This is a genomic window from Rhizobium sp. BK049, from assembly GCF_014193135.1.
In the GTDB taxonomy this organism is placed as follows: Bacteria; Pseudomonadota; Alphaproteobacteria; order Rhizobiales; family Rhizobiaceae; genus Rhizobium.
In genome coordinates this window covers 26219-47838 of the sequence record NZ_JACHYV010000035.1, presented here as the reverse complement: position 1 = coordinate 47838, position 21620 = coordinate 26219, and the positions used below count along the sequence as shown (strand labels likewise).

Below are 21620 nucleotides of genomic sequence, written 5' to 3'. Positions count from 1 at the left end.
TCCCACACCCCTCAAAGGAAACCTCATGGACACCACCACTGCCCCTCAAACCAAGCGCAAGGGCCGCGTACCGAAAGACCCCAACTGCCCTAAGAATGCAGCCAAGCGTGCCGCTTATCACCGCAAGATGGCACGTCTGCGAGAGAACCCTGAAGCCTACCGTGAGCGACTGGACAGGAAGGCTGAGTATCAGCGGGCCTACCGTCAGACCGAAGCGGGCTATGCTGTCGTCAGAGCTGCGGAAGAGCGCTGGCAAGCGGCACACCCTGAGCATGCTCGTCAGCACTATCAGACCGTCATCAGGCCTCAAGTGGTCGAGCGTATCGCTGACATTGTCAAGCGCTTCGACAACCTGCATGATGATGAGCGGTTAGGGTTCGTAGAGTCGCTCTGTGATGACCGTCACGGTGACTACATCACCATGTTCGCCATGCAGTGGGCCATCGTGCGGAACAGGATTGTACCGTATCTGGCCCAGCTCGGAGAAGAAGACGAGTGACCGCCCCCACGGACAAGTTTTAATCTGCTTTAAAGCATCTCGAAGTTTGTTGTTTCAGTCAGCAGGCGGGGCTGACGCCCCTGCTTCAGGACCCCAGTCACACGCACGTAAGCCCCCGCCGACATATGGGCCTTGTCCGCCTTAAGGTAGCTGTCCGCATCAAGCACCGTTCGGGCCCGCACGGTCTCCCCTTCTGGCAGTAGAAGTGCCAGCACCACTGGCCCTGATCGTCTCCCATCGGAACCCATCTCGCCTTCAAGACGCTCCACCGTGCCGACAAATGTGTCAGCTTCATCCCTGTCCTTGATGATCAGCTCTCTGCCAACTTCTTCAACCCTGGGAAAGTAGTCCCGCTGAAATCGTAGGCGGGAGAGGTTGGAAGCTTTCGGAACCTCGCGGAGTGACGACCAATTGAATGTGATGTCCAGAGCGTTATCGACCTGTTCGTCGTGCATTGCCACCAGCGCCTCACATAAGTTCGAGGAAATGATAGGCGCTCTTGATGACTTTAGCTCGTCGACCAGTGTGTCCAGTTCGTCCTCTTCGATGGCGAGGATCAGATCGTTCAATGCCCTCTGTAGCGAAACGGTCACCTTACGCACGAACGGCGCATCCTCAGCGTCGAACTCGATCCTGCTTTGAGCATCCATTGAATTTACTGGGCAGGACACGCTGAGAATGAAGCTGCCTTCCTCGGTCTGATTAAACCTCGCCTTGTCCACGAACTGGCTGGCCTCGGCTAAGTTCAGTCTGGGGTGGCTCGTCCGAGGAAGAACGACTGTGCAGGCGGACGCTTTAAGAAGCTTCTCTGTACTGTTGACCAGCGAAGAAGCGAAAGAGAGCGGTAGCGATCTGTCGTCACCGTCGAAAAATACCCTAAACCGCAGGACGTCGTCGCGGACTGTAGCAAGCGCCGCGAGAAGGGCTTGCCACTTAAGAGAGGCAATATCCGCGAATTTCTCCAGTGCGCCACGCACAGCCTCGTCGTAGTCGGGCGTGATGTCCATGGGGAAGACGAGCTGGCGCTTGGGATACATGTCGTTAGACATGGCATAGAGGCGATGTGGCATAGCATCACGATTCAGACGCCATCCGCGAGCCTTTAAGAAGTCGCGAAGGTCTACGGGCGTAACGAGGTGCGGGTCGCTCACAGGCTGCTTCCTTGATAAGTCGGCAGTTCAAATCGAGACAATGATGCCATTAACCGGCTCAGGCTATGGGGGTCGAATAGCTGCGTTCGGGGCAAATATACTGTTTGTGTCTTCTCGTTCTCGGAAGCACCGGCTCCCCGTAAGCTGACCCAGTACGCACACTTTCGCATGAGGAGCGCTTCCTCGGAATGGTGTAACCAATCTTCGCTCGTCTGAGGCAGGAATAAGACAACAAGTATGCGAGGAGTAGCCACTTCAGTTGATCGCAGGTCATCGTACCGGTTCAGGCCTGAGAGACTGTAGGAATATGAATCGCCCACGAGGGCCGGAGGTTTGACGGTTGCTTTCAGTTGAACCTTCAGGTCCACCTCTTGCAAGATACCACCGGCGAAAGGACCCCATGCGGTGATCTTCGCATCGATACCCGCGCTATCGTCGTGACGGCTCGCGACCTCGCAACCCATATGCGCCTTCGCTGCCACCGCATGAATGTATGCGTAGCTTAGCTCGGCTTCCACGTTCTGCGAGGTTAAAGGGCGCATGTGTCTTCCGCTGTTAAAGAGCATAGCCTAACTGAAAGGCTTAAACGATTTGCCTATCTTATCCAGCCCCAGTGAGCGACAAACGTATCGCACGAAGCTTGCGGGGCATGATGGAGTGGCTTGGGAAGGCCTTTTTAGATTGGTCAGAATGATTGGTCAGAATGAAAAAGAGCAGCCGCTGTAAGGCGTTGATCTCAAAGGAAAAAATACACCATGGATGGGATTGGTGGAGCTAAGCGGGATCGAACCGCTGACCTCTTGCATGCCATGCAAGCGCTCTCCCAGCTGAGCTATAGCCCCATCAAGGCAGTCCGGCGTGGCCGGTCCTGGGATGCTCCGGAGGGCGTTTCCTCTGGAGTGGCGGCTTCTTACTTGCGGTTTTCGCAGATAGCAAGCCTAAAAAATCCGACCCGGAAATTTTTTGTCATCCGGGCCGGCATTTGTCTGATCAGACTTCGTCTTCGTCGCCGGTCACGCCGATGATGTCGCTCATGTCGTCGTCATCGTCGTCTTCGTCAGGCGTGAGGAAGGTGTCGTCATCGTCGTCGCCTTCGATTTCGACATCGTCATCGCCGATATCAGGGATGTCGTCGCCGCCGGCGGCGTCATCGGCATCCTCGAGCGAAACCAGTTCGACTTCGGTGTTTTCGGTATCGACTTCCGCGACCTCGTCTTCCTCGGCAACGTCGGCGATTGCCGAGGTTTCCTCGAAGAAGGACAGGGGATAGGACTTGCCGGTATAAGGGGAAACGATCGGATCCCGGTTCAGATCATAAAACTTCTTGCCGGTTTCCGGATCGGTGCGCTTGGTTCCAAGTTCCGCTTTCGCCACTATAAGCCTCGTGAGAATGGCCGAATCCGCGATTCGGCAAAATGCCGTGCAAGCCGGCGTTCCATCGGAATTTATAAGCCGGTCCCCTTAATCGCTGTGGCTTCCCATGTCAAAGCCAAACTTTATCATCTCCGTGCGGCCGTTTTCGCCGGCTGGCGGATGACCGCTGACGGCGTTTGTGGTAACGAGCCACGGCGGTAGAAGAAGCGGACGAAGGCAGCAGCCGGCCAGGCCGACGCTTCGGAAGAAATGCGCTGCAGTTACAGAGGATTACGCGATGCATGGCTCTGCGCCGCAGCCCGCCGCCAGCTTCCAGCTGTTCCAGCCGCATCCGCGCAGGATGACCCCTTCGGCGCCTCGCGGCGCATCATTGCAGGATTGATCCCCATGGCAACAAAGAGTTTCACCATCGCCATCGACGGTCCGGCGGCGGCCGGCAAGGGGACGCTTTCGCGTCTTATCGCTGAGCGATACGGCTTTCACCATCTCGACACGGGCCTGACCTACCGCGCGACCGCCAAGGCGCTGCTCGATGCCGGCCTGCCGCTCGACGACGAGGCGGTGGCGGAAAAGACCGCGCGGGAGGTTGAACTTGCCGGGCTGGATCGCGATATACTTTCCCGACACGAGATCGGCGAAGCCGCCTCGAAAATCGCCGTCATGCCAGCGGTGCGCCGGGCCCTGGTCGAGGCGCAGCGTCGGTTTGCGGCAAAGACGCCGGGCACTGTGCTCGACGGACGCGATATCGGCACGGTCGTATGTCCGGATGCGCCGGTCAAGCTCTATGTGACGGCGTCGCCGGAGGTACGCGCCAGACGGCGTTACGATGAGATCCTCGGCAAGGGGGCGACGGCGGATTTTGATGCGATTTTCGAGGACGTCAAGCGGCGCGACGAACGCGACATGGGACGGGCCGACAGCCCTTTGAAACCAGCCGATGATGCGCACTTGCTTGATACGTCGGAAATGAGTATAGAGGCCGCGTTTCAAGCCGCTCAATCGATCATCGATGCGGTCTTGAGCCGAAATGCCTAAATTCAAGCGATATTGCATGCTCAGACGCATGGATCGCTTTAATGCAGCCTGAAATTCCGTCCAAGCGCCGGATTGCCTTCGTGAAAGAGGGCGGACTGGGTTCAGGCCCATTCAACTCGAACCAACCGGCGCATACGTGGGCCTTGAAGCTATCGAAGGCCACGCAGGAGATTTTATGTCAGTAGCAACTCCCTCTCGCGAGGATTTCGCGGCCCTTCTCGAAGAGTCCTTTGCCAAGAACGATCTGGCTGAAGGCTATGTCACCAAGGGTATCGTCACGGGCATCGAAAAGGATGTCGCCGTTGTCGACGTCGGCCTCAAGGTCGAAGGCCGCATCGCGCTCAAGGAATTCGGCGCACGCGCCAAGGACGGTTCGCTGAAGGTCGGCGACGAAGTCGAAGTCTATGTCGAGCGCATCGAAAACGCGCTTGGTGAAGCCGTCCTGTCGCGCGAGAAGGCTCGCCGCGAAGAAAGCTGGATCAAGCTCGAAGCCAAGTTCGAAGCCGGCGAGCGCGTCGAAGGCGTCATCTTCAACCAGGTCAAGGGCGGCTTCACCGTCGACCTCGACGGTGCAATTGCCTTCCTGCCGCGTTCGCAGGTCGACATCCGCCCGATCCGCGACGTCACGCCGCTGATGCACAACCCGCAGCCCTTCGAAATCCTCAAGATGGACAAGCGCCGCGGGAACATCGTGGTTTCGCGCCGTACGGTTCTGGAAGAGTCCCGTGCCGAGCAGCGTTCTGAAATCGTTCAGAACCTCGAAGAAGGCCAAGTTGTTGACGGCGTCGTCAAGAACATCACCGATTACGGTGCGTTCGTCGACCTCGGCGGCATCGACGGCCTGCTGCACGTCACCGACATGGCATGGCGCCGTGTGAACCATCCGTCGGAAATCCTGAACATCGGCCAGCAGGTCAAGGTTCAGATCATCCGTATCAACCAGGAAACCCACCGCATCTCGCTCGGCATGAAGCAGCTCGAGAGCGATCCGTGGGATGGCATCCAGGCGAAGTATCCGGAAGGCAAGAAGATTTCCGGTACCGTCACGAACATTACCGATTACGGTGCGTTCGTCGAGCTGGAGCCGGGCATCGAAGGCCTGATCCACATCTCGGAAATGTCCTGGACCAAGAAGAACGTTCACCCCGGCAAGATCCTGTCCACGAGCCAGGAAGTCGAAGTCGTCGTTCTCGAAGTCGATCCGTCCAAGCGCCGTATCTCGCTCGGCCTCAAGCAGACGCTGGAAAACCCGTGGGCAGCATTCGCCCGCAGCCATCCGGCCGGCACTGAAGTCGAAGGCGAAGTCAAGAACAAGACCGAATTCGGCCTGTTCATCGGCCTCGACGGCGATGTCGACGGCATGGTGCACCTCTCCGACCTCGACTGGAATCGTCCGGGCGAGCAGGTCATCGAGGAGTACAACAAGGGTGACGTCGTCAAGGCTGTCGTTCTCGACGTCGATGTCGAGAAGGAACGCATCTCGCTCGGCATCAAGCAGCTCGGCAAGGACTCGGTTGGTGAAGCAGCCGCTTCGGGCGACCTACGCAAGAACGCCGTTGTTTCCTGCGAAGTCATCGCCATCAACGACGGCGGCATCGAAGTGAAGCTCGTCAATCACGAGGATATCACTTCCTTCATCCGTCGCGCCGATCTCGCCCGCGACCGCGACGAGCAGCGCCCTGAGCGCTTCTCGGTCGGCCAGATCGTCGACGCCCGCGTCACCAACTTCTCCAAGAAGGACCGCAAGATCATGCTGTCCATCAAGGCTCTGGAGATTGCGGAAGAGAAGGAAGCCGTCGCTCAGTTCGGTTCGTCCGACTCGGGCGCTTCGCTCGGCGACATCCTGGGCGCAGCCCTGAAGAACCGCAGCGGCGAATAAGCCCCGCAGTCACGTCTGAAATATGGAACCCGCCGGAGCGATCCGGCGGGTTTTTTATTTTCAAGTAATGAAAACCGCTATTCCCAGCCGACCATGCGCTGATAGAGCGCGTAGACCGGATCAGCTGCCGTGTCGGGCCGATACGCCGACGGCTCGGTGTCGATCATCCTTGGCGTCCTGCGCTCTGGTGCCGCTTCCGCCCCGTCAGCATCGGGCTCGGCATCCTCACCGCCGGATTTCGCCCGCTGCTCGTCCTGCGGCGCACCGTCCTGGTGATGGTGATGCTGGTGACTGGTTTCACCGGCCTTTTCGTTCGACGGCGTATCCTTGGCGAACTGATAGGGCAGCTGGGCATAGGCAAAGCCCTCCGGCACCCTGGCCGCGAGCGGCACATAAGAGGCCTCGGCCATTTCGGGAAGCGGCATCGGTTGCGGCTGTGCGGCGATTTCTTTCGACTGTCGGGCGGCGGCAGCCGTGGCTCCGGTTTCCATCTGCGACGGGTGGAGCGCTGCGGACCGTCGAGCGTCGGCGGCGGCCAGATCTGCCGGCTGTCTCGTCAAGGTCTCATTCGCTTCGCTGATGACGGCTTCGTCGAGAATGACATCGATCTCCACCGCCGCCTCGACAGCACCATCCTCCATCACGTTTTCCGAGTCCTGCTCGCGGATGATGGTGACGATCATCTCGGAAACCTCTTCGGTCATCGAGGCGACGATTCCCGTCCAGTTCCGGGGAATGACAGGATCGGCTTTTTCCGACGTTGCGCGAGGCTGAATGACCGGCAGTTCCGTCACCTCGGCCGTGTCGTCACCTGGCTCCGCCTGGGCCGATTGCCGAGCTTCGACCTTCGGGGCAACCTCTGCTTTTGTCGCCGAAGCGGAGCGAATCCGGTTTTCAGACTGCGAAATTTCAGGATCAGCGGCTTCCACGGTTGCGACGGTCACCGCTTCCTCGGTTGCCGCAAGCAGGGCGGTCTCGAACAATTTGCCGGCTGGTTCGGTTCGCTTTTCCGCCGGCTGGCGCATCGTGGCGGGCAGGCTGTCTTCATGCAGCTGGATCTCGGGCCGGGCTTCGGCACGCATCGGCGACGCGTCGTTCTGGCCATAGGAGCGGACAACGGCACGGGCGGCAAGATCGCGATCCTTGTAACGCACCATTTCCAGATAGGCGATGATGCGCGCCGCCTCAGGCCCCGCCGGGTTCTTCAGGGCTTCGGCGATCATCCGGAGCGGCAGGTTGTGACCTTGCTCATTCAGCTGGCGTTCGACCTCATCGATTCTGGCGGCCGGCAGCCGCTGAATGGCGTCGGCAAGCCGAGAGGCGAAGGCCAGATTGGTCTCGTCTTCACGGCGATCGAGGGAAATGGAACGGCCGGCCGCATCGATGACATCGAAAAGGGCTTCGACCATGCGCTCGCGTGCCGCAAGGAGCAGGATATTGAGCTTGCCTGCAATGGCGGAATTCAGGTCGGCGGCTTCGACCGCGTTGACGGGCGCGGGGGCAATCACCGAACGGTCAAGACCGCCGGCAACGATCGCCGCAGTCTGGCCCTGAGATGAAAAGCTTGCATTGGACGCTGCACGAACGGGGGTCAACATGGCATGCCCTTTCGTAAAGTGACGATGAAAGCAGGCTCTATGAAAGGACCGCGCTCATCCGGTCCCTTGCATCCCGAGCAGATCCTCCTGTCCGCATGACGCAAGCGGCGCCATCGAATGCCTAAAAATTAAATCGAATATTAAGAAACAGAGATTAACCAATCGCTAACGCCCGCGGATAAGTTCATCCGCGGCTGCAGACAGTGGAGAATGACGGCAATTCGCTTAGCTGTGAGCGAAGATATCGGCCTCTTCCCAGCCGAGAAGGTCGAGCTTGGCGCGGGTCGGCAGGAATGCGAAGCAGGCCGTAGCGTGGTCGAAGCGGCCGTCGCGGATCAGGCGGGCCGTCAGCTTGTCGCGAAGCGCGTGCAGATAAAGCACGTCGGATGCGGCATATTCGAGCTGGGCCGGCGACAGTGTCTCGGCCGCCCAATCGGAAGATTGCTGCGCCTTGGAGACGTCGACATCGAGCATCTCCTTGAGATTGTCCTTGAGGCCGTGGCGATCGGTGTAGGTGCGGCAGAGGCGCGAGGCGATCTTGGTGCAGAACACCGGGTTCGTCGTGACGCCGAAAGTATGGAAGAGCACGGCGATATCGAAGCGGCCGTAATGAAAGATCTTCTGGTGCGTGGGATCTTCGAGCAGAGCGACGAGATTGGGGGCCTCTTTCTGGCCGGCAGCGATGCGGATGATGTCGGCGGTGCCGTCGCCCGGAGAAAGCTGGACGACGCAGAGACGATCCCGCCGCGGCACCAGGCCTAGGGTCTCGGTATCGATCGCGATCGCGCCGGTATAGCGGGCCGCATCGGTCGCGGAAATATCGCCTTCGTGATAACGGATGGTGGCGGCCATGAGACTGTCTTTCGTTCGGATATTCTCCACTCGCGCTATAGCGCAAAGGCACACATTGCGAAACTGCTTCCTGCTGCGGCTGGTTCAGAATGTCGGCGGCGTGTTGATCCAGAGGAGCACGGTTTCGCCATCGTGGCGGTTGCGCCAGGAATGGTAGCGGCGGCTTTCGAAATATAGTGAATCGCCCGGGCCGAGATCGAAGAACTGGTCGCTGTCGAGCACCAGTTCCAGCCGGCCGGACAGGACATGCATGAATTCCTCGCCTTCGTGGCGATAGGCGCCTTCGCTGGCAGCGCCCGGCGCCAGCACGAAACGATGGCAATCCATCATCCTGCGGCCTTCGGCAAGCAGCTGCACCGTAACTCCGGGGGTCGTTTCCGGCCAGGTGCGCCACTCGCCGGCGCGTATCACTGCCGGCACCTCCTCGCTTTCCTCGCCGGAGAGGCGGGAGACGGTGGTGGCGTAGTATTCGGCGAGGTCGTGCAGCGTCTTGAATCCGACGCCTTGCGAGGTGCGCTCCAGCGTCGAGAGCGTGGAAGCGGTGATGCCGATATCACCGGCGACCTGATCAAGCGTTTTGCCCGCGGCGTGGCGGAGGCTCCGCAATTTACGGCCGAGGCCGGAATCTTGGCCGGGTTCGGCACCGTCGGCGGAAGGTTCCTCGCTCTCCAGCGCCTCGCGAATGGCCGCGGGATTGAGACCGCGCTCGGCCCGATACCAGGAGATGCGCTTCAGTCGCGCCACGTCGTCGGCGCTGTATTGGCGATGGCCGGTTTCGGAGCGGCCGGGAACGACCAGACCCTGGCTTTCCCAGAGGCGCAACGTCGAGGCGGAGACGCCCGCCAGCCGCGCGGCCTCCGCCACCTTGTAGCGCACAGGCCCGTTGTCACTCATCAGCCAATACCCCGATTCTCGTTGCGCGAGCATTCATCAAATCGCGTGATGTTTGAAGCAAAAAATGCCGCTTGTTTTCTTGCAGAAAAAATGTAGGAATTTCCAGAGTATCTTACAGAACTTATGTAAGATAAATCCAAAAACTTCAAACGGGAGCAGATCGATGACCGCGACACACCTTACCGACCGGAAGAATGCCGCGATTTCGCGCGGTGTCGGCATGACCACCCAGATCTATGCGGACCGCGCAGAGAATGCCGAAATCTGGGACAAGGAGGGCCGCCGCTATATCGATTTCGCCGCCGGCATCGCCGTGCTCAACACCGGTCACCGGCATCCCAGGGTTATCGCAGCCGTCAAGGAGCAACTCGACCACTTTACCCACACCTGCCATCAGGTCGTGCCCTACGAGAACTACGTCAGCCTTGCCGAACGGTTGAACGCGCTGTTGCCCGGCAATTTCCAGAAGAAGACGATCTTCGTCACCACTGGCGCCGAGGCGGTCGAGAATGCCGTCAAGATTGCACGCGCGGCAACCGGCCGCTCGGCCGTCATCGCCTTCAGCGGCGGTTTCCATGGCCGCACCTTCATGGGCATGGCGCTGACCGGCAAGGTCGTGCCCTACAAGGTCGGCTTCGGCGCGATGTCCGGCGACGTGTTCCATGTTCCTTTCCCGGTAGAACTTCACGGCGTCTCCGTCGACCAATCGCTCGCAGCGCTGAAGAAACTCTTCGCCGCCGATGTCGATCCGCAGCGCGTCGCCGCCATTATCCTCGAGCCGGTGCAGGGCGAAGGCGGCTTCTATCCGGCGCCCGTGGCCTTCATGAAAGCACTGCGCGAACTCTGCGACCAGCACGGGATCCTCTTGATCGCTGACGAGGTGCAGACCGGTTTTGCCCGCACCGGCAGAATGTTCGCGATGGATCATCACGAGGTGGCCGCCGACCTGACGACGATGGCGAAAAGCCTTGCCGGCGGCTTCCCGCTTGCTGCCGTCACCGGCCGCGCCGAAGTCATGGACGCGCCGGGACCGGGCGGGCTCGGCGGCACATACGGCGGCAACCCGCTCGGCATCGCAGCTGCCCATGCCGTCCTCGACGTCATCGCGGACGAAGACCTCTGCAGTCGCGCCAACCAGCTCGGCGGACGGCTGAAGCAGCGGCTTGAATCCTTGCGCGAGAAGGTGCCGGAGATTGCCGATATTCGCGGACCCGGCTTCATGAACGCCGTCGAATTCAATGACCGGACGACGGGATTGCCGAGTGCTGACTTCGCCAACAAGGTGCGGCTGACAGCGCTCGACAAGGGGCTGATCCTGCTCACCTGCGGCGTCCATGGCAACGTCATCCGCTTCCTCGCGCCGATCACCATTCAGGACGAGGTATTTGGCGAGGCGCTCGACATTCTCGAGACGTCAATGCTGGAAGCAAGCACGGGCAAGTGACCGCATCGGAACCGCATTCAATTCCCAATGAGGATATGACATGGCTTTCACCACCGCACTGACAAAGCACGTTCCTTTCTCTTCTCCCTTGCTTCGCGACGCCGGCTACATCAACGGCGTCTGGACATCAGGCAATGCTGCTGGAACTTTCGACGTGCTCAACCCGGCAACCGGCGAGCTGCTCGCCTCCCTGCCCGATATGGGCGCAGCGGAAACGCGAACGGCGATCGATGCGGCCCATGCCGCCCAGCCGGCCTGGGCTGCCCGCCCGGCCAAGGAGCGCAGCGTCATCCTGCGCAAATGGTTCGACCGGATCGTCGCCAATGCCGACGAACTCGCGGCGATCCTGACGGCCGAAATGGGCAAGCCCTTCCCGGAAGCACGCGGCGAGATCCTTTATGCCGCCGCCTATATCGAATGGTATGCGGAAGAGGCCAAGCGCATTTACGGGGAGACGATCCCGGCGCCTTCCAACGATAAACGCATGATCGTCATTAAGCAGCCGGTCGGCGTCGTCGGCACGATCACGCCGTGGAATTTCCCGGCGGCGATGATTGCCCGCAAGATCGCGCCGGCGCTTGCCGTCGGCTGCACTGTCGTCTCGAAGCCGGCCGAGCAGACGCCGCTGACGGCGATTGCCCTTGCCGTGCTCGCCGAACAGGCCGGCATTCCCGCCGGCGTCTTCAATCTCATTGTCGGGCTCGATGGCCCGGCGATCGGCCGCGAGCTCTGCGGCAATGAAAAAGTGCGCAAGATCAGCTTCACCGGCTCGACCGAGGTCGGCCGTATCCTGATGCGGCAATGCGCCGACCAGATCAAGAAGGTGAGCCTGGAGCTCGGCGGCAATGCGCCGTTCATCGTCTTTGATGATGCTGATCTCGACGCCGCAGTGGAGGGCGCGATCGCCTCCAAATATCGCAATGCAGGGCAGACCTGCGTTTGCGCCAACCGCCTCTATATCCAATCAAACGTCTATGACGCCTTTGCCGCCAAGCTCGCCGCCAAAGTCGCCGCAATGTCGGTTGGCGACGGGTTCAAGCCGGGTGTCGAGATCGGGCCGCTGATCGACGAGCAGGGGCTCGCCAAGGTGGAGGACCATGTCGGCGACGCGCTTGCTAAGGGCGCCAATGTTCTGACCGGCGGCAAGCGCCTCGACGGCACCGGCACCTTCTTTGCGCCGACAGTGCTGACCGGCGTGACCCGCGGTATGACGGTGGCGCGCGAGGAAACCTTCGGGCCGGTAGCGCCGCTCTTCCGCTTCGAGACGGCCGAGGACGTCATTGCTCAGGCCAACGACACGGAATTCGGCCTGGCCGCCTATTTCTATGCCGGCGACCTTAAGAAGGTCTGGCGCGTGGCGGAGGCGCTGGAATATGGCATGATCGGCATCAATACCGGCCTGATGTCGTCCGAGACAGCGCCTTTCGGCGGCATCAAGCAATCCGGCCTCGGCCGCGAGGGCTCCCGCCACGGCGCCGACGATTATCTGGAGATGAAATATCTCTGCATTGGCGGCGTCTGATCGGCCAGCCTCGATCCTTGACCAGGGTAGGTGCCGGTAGCGAGGAACACGGCCGGCATGCTGGTTTTCGTGTGGAAGCCGGTCGATCTCCGGCCGGGTATCCCGGACCGCGTACTTGAGCCTCTCTGTGTCGAAGAGGCTCTGTTGCTGGCGCGTCTCTAAGCGGACCGGGATTGACCTGGCCGAAGGCGCCGGTGCCAATAGTGCGTATCCGGCAGTGTTTCACGTTCTCAAAGTGCCGCCTGCGGTTGCCACGGGCTGACGACAGTTGCTCCAAGCGTGATCTCCCTTCTCAGTTTATTATGGGAAAACAGCTAGCCGACATGGACATTTTTTCGCGCGTGATCCAAGGCTATCGGAAGTAGCTCTACCCGTGGATGCGCCATGACGATTTTAAAGCGTTTACTTAAGCGTCCGCTCACATCGGCGGACCTGCACCGGCTGACCAGGCAAAACATGATGAAGCCGCCTTTACCAAAAGGAATGTATGAAGCCGCTGCGGGCCTTGTAGGAAAGTCAGGCCTCTCACTGTGGGATTACTGGCGCAAAACTTTTTCGATGCAATTGGACGAAATCGCTGCCCAGAAGACGTGGCAAGGTCAACGGGCAAGGCTCTTAGAGCTGTTCTTAGCTGAACAAGGATGGTGCGATATTTGGGCGTCCGCCAAAGACGTTGAAGCGCCGGTATGGGGACACCTAGTTTCCGAGGTGGAACCTTTCGCCGCCATTCCAAAAGAACATTGGAATGGGCTTTTGTCGCAACGGTACATAATCGCGTTGCTCAGCGTAGCGTGTTTGGAAGAGCTAGCAGCGAAAATCCATGCTTTCAACAGTGCCAAAAAACTAGAGCTACGACTGCACAGTGAATATTACAGGGAAATCCTGGGACTCGATCTAAAAACGAATACGATGGTCCATCAAATGGTCGGTTATGATGACGAAGGGGCGTTTGAGTTGGCGGGTCTGAAGGATGACATCATTAACCCGCTCATTGCCGACCAATATAAGTTACTGGATCTAGTGGCGGAGCAGATTGCGAATTCGCAAATTGATATCGTTTCGGTCAAAGAGAAAATCGACGCATTTGACGTGCGAAAACGCGAGCTCGTCGGTGTTTTTCTCGCCAATGCGCCCAAGAGCGCGTAACCTGATTTTCCTAAAAGTAGGCTTCAGGCGTAGCTGCAACCCTGCCACTGCGAGGCTCGGCGCAGCGCTTTCGTGACTGCTCTAAGTGTCCGGAGATTATGGCTTCGGAATACCTTGGAAGACTTGAGCTTCTTGATGAACGTAGCAGGCAAGCGGTCTTCCTCCGCGCCTCGTTAATAATGCGGCGGGCGGGTGATCGGGGGCGCGTCCAGCGACTGCTCCTCCAGCGACAGGAAGCGTTCCGTCAGCCGGTCCAGCTTGGTGCGCATCTGCTCGACGATCTTCCATTGTTCGGCGAGTTGATCGGAAAGCTCTTCGATCGTCTTTGCCTGATAGGCCAGCATTTCCTCCAGCCGGGTGATGCGGTTGGTCTCGTCGGACATTGATCCTCCTTTGCCGGCACCGGCAGAACAGATGATTTTCCCAAAGCGGAAATAGGCCACCGCGTCAATGCTTTCGAGGGCGGGCGCGCCCACGCGCAAAACCGAACCGTTTGGTTACTAAAAGGCCTTGCCGTGCCTGATGTTGTGGGGTAGGCCCTAATCCATCAGGGAGGAATACTGATGGATGCAGGCGACGGCTTTCTTCATCCGGACCGGCTCTTTCCGGCCGACCCGGCGACACGGACGATCGCGCGAAACCTCTACGAGACGGTGCGCAATCTTCCGATCGTCAGCCCGCACGGGCACACCGAGCCATCCTGGTTCGCCGACGACAAGCCCTTCGAAGATGCGGCCTCGCTGCTGGTCATTCCCGATCATTATCTCTTCCGCATGCTGCACAGCGTCGGCGTCGCCCTGGACCAACTCGGCGTTCCCAGGCTCGACGGCAAGCCGGTGGCCGAGGGCCGTGCCATCTGGCGGACCTTTGCCAAGCATTACCATCTCTTCCGCGGAACGCCCTCGAGCCTCTGGGTGGACCACGCGATGTCAGCCGTTCTCGGCTGCACCGAGCCGCTGACGGCTGATAATGCCGACGCGCTCTACGATCACATCAATGCCCAGCTCGCCCTTCCCGAATTCCGCCCGCGGGCGCTGCATCAGCGATTCGGCATCGAAACGATCGCGACGACGGAAGGCGCGCTCGACCCGCTTGTCCATCACCAGAAAATGGCGGCGGAGGGCTGGATCGGCAAGGTCCGGACCACCTACCGGCCGGACAGCGTCACCGATCCCGATGCCGTCGGCTTCCGCGACAATCTCGTCAAATTCGGAGAGATCAGCGGCGCCGATGTGACGCGCTGGGACGGCCTGATCGAGGCGCATCGGCGCCGGCGCGCCTTTTTCCGCCAGTTCGGCGCGACCGCGACCGATCACGGCGTACCCACGGCCTTCACGGCTGATCTGCCGCTTGTAGAAAAGCAGGCGCTGCTCGACAAGGCATTGAAGGGCCCGCTTTCGGCTGTTGATGCCGAGCTTTTCCGCGGCCAGATGATGACGGAGATGGCCGGTCTTTCGGCCGAGGACGGCATGGTAATGCAGATCCATGCCGGTTCGAGACGCAATACCGACAGCGGGCTCTTTACCACCCGTGGCCCCAACATGGGCGCCGACATTCCGACACGCACCGACTGGATCGGCGGCCTGAATGCGCTGCTTTCCAAGTATGGCCACGCGCCGGGCCTGCGTATCCTGCTTTTCACGCTCGACGAGACGACCTATGCCCGGGAGCTCGCGCCGATGGCCGGCCACTGGCCCTGCCTGATGATTGGCCCGCCCTGGTGGTTCCATGACAGCCCGCTCGGCATCCGCCGCTATCTCGACCAGGTGGTAGAGACAGCAGGTTTTGCCAATATGGCCGGGTTCAACGACGATACGCGCGCGCTGCTGTCGATCCCTGCCCGCCATGACGTCTGGCGCCGCGAGGTCTGCCGCTTCCTCGCCGGACTCGTCGCCGAGCACCGGATTTCCGGGAAGGACGCCGAAATCGTGGCGCGCGAACTCTCCTATGACAATGCGAAGAAGGCCTACAAACTGTGAGCGACAGACTGCAGAACGTGACCGGCCTTGCGCCGACGGCGAAGCTTCCCGCCTATAACAGGAATGCACTGAAGGCCGGCATCCTGCATCTCGGCCCGGGCGCCTTCTTCCGCGCCCATTTCGCACCCTTCACGGATGCGGCACTCGCAGCCGCAGGCGGCGACTGGGGTATCGAGGTGGCGAGCCTGCGCACGCCCGATGTCGCGGACAATCTCTCCGCCCAGAACGGCCTCTATACGATGCTGATCCGCGATACATCGGGCACGACGGCCGAGGTGATCGGTTCGATCCTGAAGGCGCATGTTGCGCCGCGCGATCCGGCCGGGCTGCTGGCGCGGCTCGAGGATCCTGCCATCCGCATCGTCAGCATGACGGTGACGGAAAAGGCCTATGGTTTCGATCCCGCAACGGGCGGCCTCGACCTCAAACATCCCGATATTGTCGCCGATCTTGCCAATCGGCATGCGCCGCGCGGCGTCATCGGCTATCTCGTCGAAGGGCTGGCGCGCCGCAGGCAGAAGGGCATAGCCCCCTTCACCCCGCTCAGCTGTGACAACCTGCCGAGCAACGGCGCGGTACTGAAACGCCTCGTGCTGGAATTCACCTCGCGCATCGATGCCGATCTCCATCGCTGGATCGAGACTAATGTCCCCTTCCCCTCGACGATGGTCGACCGTATCACGCCGGCAAGCACCGAGGCGACCTATGCCGATGCCGAGCGGCTGACGGGCCGCACCGACTTGGCAGCGATCGAGACCGAGCCCTTCACCCAATGGGTCATCGAAGATCATTTCGCCAATGGTCGGCCGGCTTGGGAAAAAGTGCGCGGCGCCCTGATGGTCGAGGAAGTCTCGGCCTACGAAAAAATGAAGCTCAGGATGCTGAACGGCGCCCATTCACTGCTTGCCTACCTCGGTTATATCGGCGGCTATGAATTCATCCGCGACGTGATGGACGATGCCGGTCTCGCCGCCCTTGCCTATCGCCATATGCATGCGGCGGCGCGTACCCTCGATGCGGTGCCCGGCATTAATCTCGATGACTACGCGAATGAATTGATAGCGCGCTTTGCAAATAAGGCGATTGCGCATCGCACCTATCAGATCGCCATGGACGGCACGCAGAAACTGCCGCAGCGGCTGCTGGAGCCGGCCTGCGAGGCGCTGGCCCATGGCGACCGTGCGGAGACCTATGCGATCGCCGTCGCGGCATGGATGCGCTATGCGATCGGCGAGCGCGGCAATGGCGAGCGTTACGAGCTGCGCGATCCCCGTGCCGGCGAAATCGCCGCGCTCATTGCTGATGTCCCCCGCACCGGACCGGCGATTTCGGCGGCGCTCTTCACCCTCCCCGGCCTTTTCCCGGCGGCTTTGACGGGCCACCGGGCGTGGACGCAGGATGTGTCGGATAAGCTGGAGATTCTGATCCAGGATGATCGGCTGCCGCTGTTTTAAGGCTTGGAGCCTTTCGGGAAAGAGAGGGTGTGCCGTGTGACACCCCCCTCTGCCCTGCCGGGCATCTCCCCCACAAGGAGGGAGATCGGCTGGGCGCGATGGCTTCCCCAACCACCTCAGGCCCAAACAACTCAAGCATTGTGGTTGTCGGTGCCCGTTTGAGAGGGAGCGATGGTCAAGCCTCTTGCCGATCTCCACCCTTGTGGGGGAGATGGCCGGCAGGCCAGAGGGGGGTGCCACACGATACACCCTCTCCTTGAGTCACTCAGCCCTTCACCCGCACCATCTCAGGATCATAGAGCGGCGACAGCGACACCTTGCAGGGGACGCGTTCCCTCGCGATATCGAGCTCATAGGTGCCGGAGAGGACGAAATCCTCGGTCACCCCCTCGGGATTGCGGACGTAGCCGTAGCCGATCGCCTTCCCAAGCGTATAACCGAAGCCGCCGCTCGAGAGCCAGCCGACACGCTTGCCGTCGCGATAGATGGTTTCGCGGCCGAGCAGCACTGTATTGGGATGGTCGGGAACGAAGCAGCCAAGGCGCTTTTTCACGCCGTCCTTCAGCTGCCGCTCGATCGCCCCGCGGCCGCGGAAGGGGATGTTCTTGCGGATCTTCACCGCCCAGCCGAGGCCGGCTTCGACAGGCGTGTGATCGGGGCCGATATCGGATCCCCAGGCGCGATACCCCTTTTCCAGACGGCAGCTCTCGATGGCGCGATAGCCGGCATTGACAAGGCCGAATTCGCCGCCTGATGCCATCAGCACGTCATAGACTGTGGTGGCAAATTCGACTGGGACATGCAGCTCGTAGCCGAGTTCGCCGACATAGGTAATGCGCAGCGCGCGCACCGGGCAGCCCGATATGCCGATGGTCCTGACCTGGCCGAAGGGGAAGGCCGCATTGCAGACATCGGCGCCGGTCACGTTTTCGAGCACCGCTCGCGCATTCGGCCCCATCAGCGACAGAACGGAATAAGCTGACGTGACGTCGACAAGTTCGGCATGCATCTCGTCCGGAATATTGCGTGCGATCCAATCGAAGTCGTGGGTGGCAAAACCCGTGCCGGTGACGATGTAATATTCGTTCTCGGCGATACGGGCGACGGTCAGATCGCATTCGATGCCACCCCTGTCGTTCAGCATCTGGGTGTAGACGAGCGATCCCACAGGCTTTGCGACATCGTTGGAAGCGATCCAGGAGAGTGCTGCCTCGGCATCCCTGCCCTTCAGCACGAATTTGGCAAAGGAGGTCTGGTCGAAGATGACCGCCGCTTCGCGCACCGCCTTATGCTCGCGGCCGACGGCCTCGAACCAGTTCTGACGGCCATAGCTGTACATATCCCGTGGCTCTTCATTGGCGAAGAGATCGGCAAACCAGTTCGGCCGCTCCCAGCCGAGCTTCTCGCCGAAACAGGCGCCCTGTGCCTTCAGCCGGTCATAGAGCGGCGATTTGCGGCAGGGGCGGCCGCTCGAATGCTCCTCGAACGGCCAGGCCATGGTGTAGTGTTTGCCATAGGCTTCGAGCGTGCGGGTGCGCACCCAGTCGGTATTGAAATGCGGGCGTCCAAAACGGCGGATGTCGACCGGCCAGAGATCATAGGGCGGTTCGCCCTTCGTCACCCATTCGGCCAGCGCCATGCCGGCGCCGCCGGCAGACGCGATGCCGAAGGCGTTGAAGCCGGCGCCGACGAAGAAATTCTTCAGTTCCGGCGCCTCGCCGAGAATGAAGTTGCCGTCGGGCGTGAAGCTTTCCGGGCCATTCAAGAGCTGCTTGACGCCGACATTCTCCAGCGCCGGAACACGGCCGAGCGCCTGCTCCATGATCTGCTCGAAATGCTCAAAATTGCTGTCCAGCAGCGTGTAGTGGAAACCCTCGGGGATCCCATCTTTCGCCCAGGCAATCGGGTTCGGCTCATAGCCGCCCATAACGATACCACCGACCTCCTCCTTGTAATAGGTCAGGCGATCGGGATCACGCAGCGTCGGCAGGTTAGAAGGCACACCGAAGGATTCGGTGATGATATATTGGTGCTCGACGGAGACCAGCGGCACGTTGACGCCGAAGCGGGCGGCGAAGGCGCGTGTCCATTGACCGGCGCAGACGACGACCCGCTCGCATTCGATGCGCCCCTCAGCGGTGATGACGGCACGGATCTTTCCCTTGTCGATGTCGAGATCGAGAACCTCGGTATCCTCGAAAATCGAGACGCCTGATATACGGGCGCCTTTGGCCAACGCCTGGGTGATGTCGGAGGGGTTGGCCTGACCGTCGGTTGGTAGAAAGGCGGCGCCGACGAGATCGTCAATCGTCATCAGCGGCCAGAGATCGAATGCTTCTTGCGGCGTCAGCAACTGCATGTCGAGGCCGAAGGACTGCGCAGTGGTCGCCTGGCGCCTAACCTCCGTCCAGCGCTCCTCATTGCAGGCAAGCCGCAGGCCGCCATTCATCTTCCAGCCGGTGCCGAGGCCGGTTTCCGCCTCCAGCCGCTTGTAGAGATCGACGGAGTAACCGAGCAACTGGGTGATGTTGGCGCTCGTGCGCAGCTGGCCGACGAGACCGGCAGCATGAAAGGTGGTGCCGGAGGTGAGCTTCTTGCGTTCGAGCAGGACGGTATCGGTCCAGCCGAGCTTGCCGAGATGATAAGCTGTCGAGCAGCCGATGATGCCGCCGCCGATGACCACGGCCTTTGCCGTCTTCGGTAATTGTCTCGTCATTTATTGATCCCGTTCAAAGGCTTGGTAGGCGCGCTCGAAACGAGCGAGATTCTCGGCCGTATAGGCGGCATAGTCGAAATCGATCGTGGAATGGATTTCCGAAATCATGCTCCAGAACGTCTCGCGCAGGAGCGAGGCGCATTTCATCGCGGCGTATCGTCTGATCAGCTCATCGGCTGGCGGCCGGTCGAAATAGATTTCCAGCATCAGCCGCTCGGCCGATTCCGGCAGTTCGTTGTTGGAGGCCAATCCACCAAGATCGAAAAGCGGCGTGTTGAAGCCGGCATAGTCCCAGTCGATCAGCCAAAGCCGCTTGCCGTCATCGAGAAAATTGGCTGCCAGCAGATCATTGTGGCCGAAGGCGATATCGAAAGGCCCTGCCGCTGCTTCCAGTGTCTCTGCGTTGGTGACGAGTTTCGCAAGCAAGGGAAGGTAGGCGCTGCCTGCCGCTTTCAGGTTTGCGGCATAATCGCGGATGACGTGGAAGACCCAGAAGATCATCGCCGGGCCGCGGAAATGCCGGGCGATATCGTGGTGACAGGCACGCACCAGCGGGACCACCCGGGCAAGCATGCCAGGCGCCCTGATATCCTCCGGCAAGAGCGCCCTCGCCTCGATATATTCGAGCACCAGCACGCCAGGCGAATGGTGAATGACGGCAGGCGACAGGCCGGCGGCATGTGCGGCGTGGCTGGCGGCAAGCTCGTTCTGGCGGCTGATGTGATGGATCGGAATGTCGGTGCCCAATCTCACCACGCAACGCGTGACGGCATCGCTGACCAGATAGTTCCTGTTGGTGATGCCGCCTGCTATCGGCGATATTTCGATCGAGCCCTGCCAGATGCCAAGCGCATGAATCCTATCCTCAGGCGTCATGCTCACCCCTCCTTGCGGCCCCTTCCGAAATGATGGGACAGAGCAGGATCGGCTGTCAAGCAGCGGCGGCGGCGCTACGCATTCCTTCCGGACTCGCGGGAGCGCTCCCGAGAGTCAGATCGTTTTACCGGCGGCGTCGAATACGTGGCAGCGGGCGGGATCGAAGAAAGTCTTCACATTGGCGCCCCGCTCGACCTTCTGCTGGCCGTCAAGGGCGATCGTCAAGAGCTGCCCATCCGGCGTCGTGGTGTAGAGCATGGTGGCGCCGCCAAGATTTTCGACGAGATCGACATTGACGGTCGAGAGCGTGATGGCGCCCTCTGTAAGCGAAAGATGTTCGGGACGAATGCCGAAGGTGACCTCCTGGCCGGCCTCGCCTTTCAGCCGGCGCGGCAGGCGGACGGAGTTGCCGCAGACGTGAATGCTGGTTTCGGCCTCGCCGACCTTTTCGATGCGGGCCTTGAGGAAATTCATCTTCGGGCTGCCGATGAATCCTGCGACGAAGCGGTTGGCCGGGTCGTTGTAGAGATCGAGAGGCGCGCCGACCTGCTCGATGCGGCCTGAATTCAACACGACGATCTTGTCTGCCATCGTCATGGCCTCGACCTGATCATGCGTGACGTAGATCATCGTGTTGCCGAGCTGCCGATGCAGGCGGGAGATCTCGACACGCATCTGCACGCGCAGTTCGGCATCGAGGTTGGACAGCGGTTCGTCGAACAGGAAGATGCGTGGCTCGCGCACGATGGCGCGGCCGATCGCCACGCGCTGGCGCTGGCCGCCGGAGAGCGCTTTCGGCTTCCGCTCAAGGAGCTTCTCGATCTGCAGGATCTCGGCGGCGCGTTTTACTTTCGGCTGGATCTCGGCCTTCTTGTAACCCGCCGTCTCCAGGCCGAAGGCGAGATTCTTGTAAACGGACATATGGGGATAGAGCGCGTAGGACTGGAAGACCATGGCGATGCCGCGCTTGGCCGGCGCCACCTCGTTCATGCGCTCGCTGTCGAGCAGCAGCGCGCCGCCCGAGATCTCCTCGAGGCCGGCGATCATCCGCAGAAGGGTGGATTTGCCGCAGCCCGAGGGGCCGACGAAAACGACGAATTCGCCGGGATCGATCGTCAGGTCGATGCCATGGATCACATCCATTGCGCCGTAGCGCTTCTCGACCTTCTGAAGAACGACACTGGTTGCCATCTTCTCAAAA

Annotated in this window: 17 protein-coding genes and 1 tRNA gene; 8 read left to right on the top strand and 10 right to left on the bottom strand. The window is 60.6% G+C overall.

The window, feature by feature from the left end:
• Window positions 1-499: hypothetical protein (locus FHT70_RS27275; RefSeq protein ID WP_210282971.1), on the top strand; the 499-nt coding region annotated here is incomplete at its 5' end.
• Window positions 500-528: 29 nt separating this feature from the next.
• Here the strand turns inward: FHT70_RS27275 and FHT70_RS27270 are convergent.
• The 3 genes from FHT70_RS27270 to FHT70_RS27255 all read right to left on the bottom strand — a co-directional run bounded on the left by FHT70_RS27270 (window position 529) and on the right by FHT70_RS27255 (window position 3024).
• Window positions 529-1650, bottom strand: a complete 1122-nt coding sequence (locus FHT70_RS27270) for a hypothetical protein (protein WP_183706156.1) — start codon at window positions 1648-1650, stop codon at window positions 529-531.
• A gap of 766 nt (window positions 1651-2416) precedes the next feature.
• Window positions 2417-2492, bottom strand: a tRNA-Ala gene (locus FHT70_RS27260).
• 148 nt (window positions 2493-2640) lie between these two features.
• Window positions 2641-3024 (bottom strand): TIGR02300 family protein, encoded by a 384-nt coding sequence (locus FHT70_RS27255; protein WP_085776500.1) that lies wholly within the window; start codon window positions 3022-3024, stop codon window positions 2641-2643.
• A 387-nt stretch (window positions 3025-3411) separates the two neighbouring features.
• Here FHT70_RS27255 and cmk point away from each other — a divergent pair, with 387 nt between their 5' ends.
• Both cmk and rpsA read left to right on the top strand, forming a co-directional pair.
• A complete protein-coding gene (gene cmk, locus FHT70_RS27250; RefSeq protein WP_183706152.1) occupies window positions 3412-4059 on the top strand; it encodes a (d)CMP kinase in 648 nt (215 codons plus the stop codon).
• Window positions 4060-4234: 175 nt separating this feature from the next.
• On the top strand, window positions 4235-5938 hold the full coding sequence (rpsA, locus tag FHT70_RS27245) for a 30S ribosomal protein S1 (RefSeq protein WP_085776498.1): 1704 nt from the start codon (window positions 4235-4237) through the stop codon (window positions 5936-5938).
• A 77-nt stretch (window positions 5939-6015) separates the two neighbouring features.
• On the opposite strand, the gene FHT70_RS27240 is transcribed toward rpsA, so the two are convergent.
• From FHT70_RS27240 to FHT70_RS27230, 3 genes are all read right to left on the bottom strand, one after another.
• Entirely contained in the window at window positions 6016-7536 is a 1521-nt protein-coding gene (locus FHT70_RS27240; RefSeq protein ID WP_183706150.1) for a hypothetical protein, read from the bottom strand.
• 225 nt (window positions 7537-7761) lie between these two features.
• Window positions 7762-8388, bottom strand: a complete 627-nt coding sequence (locus FHT70_RS27235; RefSeq protein ID WP_085776496.1) for a ribonuclease D — start codon at window positions 8386-8388, stop codon at window positions 7762-7764.
• Between the two features lie 84 nt (window positions 8389-8472).
• Window positions 8473-9282 (bottom strand): MerR family transcriptional regulator, encoded by an 810-nt coding sequence (locus FHT70_RS27230; RefSeq protein ID WP_183706148.1) that lies wholly within the window; start codon window positions 9280-9282, stop codon window positions 8473-8475.
• Window positions 9283-9445: 163 nt separating this feature from the next.
• Between FHT70_RS27230 and FHT70_RS27225 the strand changes: the two genes are divergently transcribed.
• From FHT70_RS27225 to FHT70_RS27215, 3 genes are all read left to right on the top strand, one after another.
• Complete coding sequence (locus tag FHT70_RS27225; RefSeq protein WP_183706146.1) at window positions 9446-10726, top strand: 4-aminobutyrate--2-oxoglutarate transaminase; 1281 nt, start codon at window positions 9446-9448, stop codon at window positions 10724-10726.
• A 40-nt stretch (window positions 10727-10766) separates the two neighbouring features.
• Entirely contained in the window at window positions 10767-12248 is a 1482-nt protein-coding gene (locus FHT70_RS27220) for an NAD-dependent succinate-semialdehyde dehydrogenase (RefSeq protein WP_183706144.1), read from the top strand.
• 384 nt (window positions 12249-12632) lie between these two features.
• Window positions 12633-13394 carry a hypothetical protein gene (locus FHT70_RS27215; protein WP_183706142.1) on the top strand — a complete coding sequence of 254 codons (762 nt, stop codon included), beginning with the start codon at window positions 12633-12635 and terminating at the stop codon, window positions 13392-13394.
• A gap of 173 nt (window positions 13395-13567) precedes the next feature.
• On the opposite strand, the gene FHT70_RS27210 is transcribed toward FHT70_RS27215, so the two are convergent.
• Window positions 13568-13777, bottom strand: a complete 210-nt coding sequence (locus FHT70_RS27210; RefSeq protein ID WP_183706140.1) for a SlyX family protein — start codon at window positions 13775-13777, stop codon at window positions 13568-13570.
• 180 nt (window positions 13778-13957) lie between these two features.
• On the opposite strand from FHT70_RS27210, the gene uxaC reads away from it, so the two are divergent.
• Together uxaC and FHT70_RS27200 are read left to right on the top strand one after the other, a co-directional pair.
• Window positions 13958-15373 (top strand): glucuronate isomerase, encoded by a 1416-nt coding sequence (gene uxaC / locus FHT70_RS27205; RefSeq protein ID WP_183706138.1) that lies wholly within the window; start codon window positions 13958-13960, stop codon window positions 15371-15373.
• Window positions 15370-16827, top strand: coding sequence for a mannitol dehydrogenase family protein (locus FHT70_RS27200; RefSeq protein ID WP_183706137.1), 1458 nt, complete (start codon window positions 15370-15372; stop codon window positions 16825-16827). The genes uxaC and FHT70_RS27200 overlap by 4 nt, the downstream gene beginning before the upstream one ends.
• Before the next feature lie 265 nt (window positions 16828-17092).
• On the opposite strand, the gene FHT70_RS27195 is transcribed toward FHT70_RS27200, so the two are convergent.
• From FHT70_RS27195 to ugpC, 3 genes are all read right to left on the bottom strand, one after another.
• The gene (locus FHT70_RS27195; RefSeq protein ID WP_183706135.1) at window positions 17093-19543 is read right to left on the bottom strand and encodes an FAD-dependent oxidoreductase; all 2451 of its coding nucleotides are present in this window, start codon (window positions 19541-19543) and stop codon (window positions 17093-17095) included.
• Window positions 19544-20419, bottom strand: a complete 876-nt coding sequence (locus FHT70_RS27190) for a choline kinase family protein (RefSeq protein WP_183706133.1) — start codon at window positions 20417-20419, stop codon at window positions 19544-19546.
• Between the two features lie 114 nt (window positions 20420-20533).
• Window positions 20534-21610 (bottom strand): sn-glycerol-3-phosphate ABC transporter ATP-binding protein UgpC, encoded by a 1077-nt coding sequence (ugpC, locus tag FHT70_RS27185; protein WP_183706131.1) that lies wholly within the window; start codon window positions 21608-21610, stop codon window positions 20534-20536.
• Window positions 21611-21620: the final 10 nt, after the last annotated feature.

What these genes read in the sequence shown, in the direction of transcription:
- FHT70_RS27210 (WP_183706140.1), bottom strand. Translation starts at nt 13,777, where the DNA reads ATGTCCGACGAGACCAACCGCATCACCCGGCTGGAGGAAATGCTGGCC.
- FHT70_RS27220 (WP_183706144.1), top strand. Translation starts at nt 10,767, where the DNA reads ATGGCTTTCACCACCGCACTGACAAAGCACGTTCCTTTCTCTTCTCCC.
- uxaC (WP_183706138.1), top strand. Translation starts at nt 13,958, where the DNA reads ATGGATGCAGGCGACGGCTTTCTTCATCCGGACCGGCTCTTTCCGGCC.
- FHT70_RS27225 (WP_183706146.1), top strand. Translation starts at nt 9,446, where the DNA reads ATGACCGCGACACACCTTACCGACCGGAAGAATGCCGCGATTTCGCGC.
- FHT70_RS27190 (WP_183706133.1), bottom strand. Translation starts at nt 20,419, where the DNA reads ATGACGCCTGAGGATAGGATTCATGCGCTTGGCATCTGGCAGGGCTCG.
- FHT70_RS27230 (WP_183706148.1), bottom strand. Translation starts at nt 9,282, where the DNA reads ATGAGTGACAACGGGCCTGTGCGCTACAAGGTGGCGGAGGCCGCGCGG.
- ugpC (WP_183706131.1), bottom strand. Translation starts at nt 21,610, where the DNA reads ATGGCAACCAGTGTCGTTCTTCAGAAGGTCGAGAAGCGCTACGGCGCA.
- FHT70_RS27195 (WP_183706135.1), bottom strand. Translation starts at nt 19,543, where the DNA reads ATGACGAGACAATTACCGAAGACGGCAAAGGCCGTGGTCATCGGCGGC.
- cmk (WP_183706152.1), top strand. Translation starts at nt 3,412, where the DNA reads ATGGCAACAAAGAGTTTCACCATCGCCATCGACGGTCCGGCGGCGGCC.
- rpsA (WP_085776498.1), top strand. Translation starts at nt 4,235, where the DNA reads ATGTCAGTAGCAACTCCCTCTCGCGAGGATTTCGCGGCCCTTCTCGAA.
- FHT70_RS27240 (WP_183706150.1), bottom strand. Translation starts at nt 7,536, where the DNA reads ATGTTGACCCCCGTTCGTGCAGCGTCCAATGCAAGCTTTTCATCTCAG.
- FHT70_RS27215 (WP_183706142.1), top strand. Translation starts at nt 12,633, where the DNA reads ATGACGATTTTAAAGCGTTTACTTAAGCGTCCGCTCACATCGGCGGAC.
- FHT70_RS27235 (WP_085776496.1), bottom strand. Translation starts at nt 8,388, where the DNA reads ATGGCCGCCACCATCCGTTATCACGAAGGCGATATTTCCGCGACCGAT.